This window comes from Streptomyces sp. NPDC054765 (assembly GCF_053612065.1).
Map to the genome: position 1 here is coordinate 1 of NZ_JBSHBP010000147.1, position 2,025 is coordinate 2,025.

The following is a 2,025-nucleotide window of genomic DNA, read 5'->3' on the forward strand; positions in this document are numbered from 1 at the left end:
GCGCCGCCGACTGCGCCGCGCCGCCGACTGCGCCGCGGCGGCCTCGCCCGCGAAGTGCGGATCAATGCGCCGGGTCGCAGCGGGTCGCAGCGGGTCGCCGGGGAACAGAAGCAGCGGCCGGTCCGCCGCGCGGTCCACGGTCATATCAGCGGACCTTGCGGACGGCGGCGGCCGGCCACAACACCGTGGCGAGGGACCGGCCGCTGCCCGGCCGGGCCGTGGTCAGAGTGCCGACAGCTCGCTCAGCAGATCGTCCAGGCCCAGCGAGCCCTGTGACAGCGCCGCCATGTGCCAGGCCTTGAGGTCGAAGTCCGCGCCGCGCCGGGCGCGGGCCGCCTCCCGGCCCTGCAGCCACACCCGCTCGCCGAGCTTGTAGCCGATCGCCTGCCCGGCCATGCCCTGGTAGCGGACGATCTCGCTCTCGACGGAGTCGGCCGGGAGGCTGCTGTGCCGGGCGAAGAACTCGTGCGCCAGCTGCGGCGTCCAGCGCTCACCCGGGTGGAAGGGGGAGTCCGCCGGGATCTCCATCTCCAGATGCATCCCGATGTCGATGATGACCCGGACGGCCCGCATCATCTGGGCGTCCAGATAGCCCAGACGCCGTTCGGCGGTGGTCAGGAACCCGAGCTCGTCCATGAGGCGCTCGGCGTACAGCGCCCAGCCCTCGGCGTTGGCGGAGACGATGCCCACGGTCGTCTGGTACCGCGAGAGCCGGTCGGCGACATGGACCCACTGCGCCAGCTGGAGGTGATGGCCGGGCACCCCCTCGTGGTACCAGGTGGAGACCAGGTCGTACGCCGCGAAGCGGGTCTCGCCCATCGTCGGCAGCCAGGTCCGGCCGGGACGGGAGAAGTCCAGCGACGGCTGGGTGTAGTACGGGGCGGCGGCGCCACCGGGCGGGGCGATCCGCGACTCCACCCGGCGCACCCGCTCCGCCAGGTCGAAGTGGGTGCCGTCGAGCCCGTCGATGGCCTCGTCCATGAGCGACTGGAGCCACTGCCGGGTCTCCTCGACGCCCTCGACCGCCTCGCCGTGCTCATCGCACCAGGCCAGCGCCTCCCACGGCGTCTTCGCGCCGGGCAGCACCTTCTCGGCCTCGGTCTCCATCTCGGCCAGCAGCCGGTGGAATTCGGACCAGCCGTACGCATACGCCTCGTCCACGTCGATGTCGGCGCCGTTGTAGTAGCGGGCGAGGCGGGCATAGCGCTCCCGGCCCACCACGTCCGGTGCGCCGGCGATGGCGGGGGCATAGCTGTCGCGGAACCAGTCACGCAGCTCCACCAGGGCGCCGGTCGCCACCTCCGCGGCCTCGGCCAGCTCGGCGCGCAGCGTGTCCGGGCCCGGGTCGGTGAACTCGGCGAACCAGCTGCGGTCCGTACCGATCCACTCGTCCAACTGGCCGATGACCGTGCGGACCTGGAGCGGTCCGGCGGGCAGGTCCCGCTTCAGCCCGGCGTCGAGAGCGGCGCGGTAACCCTCCAGCGCGGCAGGTACGGCCCGCAGTCGCTGGGCGATCGCCGCCCAGTCCTCGTCGGTCTCGGCCGGGGTGACCGTGAGGACCTCACGGACGTGGTGCAGCGGCGAGCTGAGGTTGCTGACGGTGCGCAGGCCCTCGCCCGCCCCGTGGACCGCCAGCTCGGCGGTCAGGCGCTCGCGCAGCAGCCGCGCGCAGATCTGCTCGGCGGCGCTGTCGGCGCCCGGCCGGGACTCGGCCTCGGTGAGTTTGTCCAGCGTCGTACGGGCGAGCTGGGCCACCACCTCCTGGCCCGTCGGTGAGAAGTCGGGGAGCTTGCCGGAGCTCTCGGCGATGCCGAGGAAGGTGCCGGTGATCGGGTCCAGGCCGACGAGGGCGTCGACATAGGCATCGGCGACCTGGCGGGGCAGCGGACCGCCCCCGGAAGTAGTGGTGTGGGACATGTGGCCATCCTGGTACGGATGGCCCGCCCGCGTCACCATCAAGAGGCCTTACGTCCCTGTCGCTTTACTGCGCCATTGCCTTCATACGGCGGCCGGCCGGGCGTGGGA

At 72.7% G+C, this 2,025-nt stretch carries 1 protein-coding gene; it reads right to left on the reverse strand.

Annotated elements, in window-relative coordinates:
- Nucleotides 1-222 precede the first annotated feature (222 nt).
- Nucleotides 223-1,917 carry a DUF885 domain-containing protein gene (locus tag ACWGJY_RS37480; RefSeq protein WP_453265367.1) on the reverse strand — a complete coding sequence of 565 codons (1,695 nt, stop codon included), beginning with the start codon at nucleotides 1,915-1,917 and terminating at the stop codon, nucleotides 223-225.
- Nucleotides 1,918-2,025: the final 108 nt, after the last annotated feature.

Excerpts from the sequence above, each read along its gene's own strand:
- ACWGJY_RS37480 (WP_453265367.1), bottom strand. The coding sequence starts at position 1,917 with ATGTCCCACACCACTACTTCCGGGGGCGGTCCGCTGCCCCGCCAGGTC.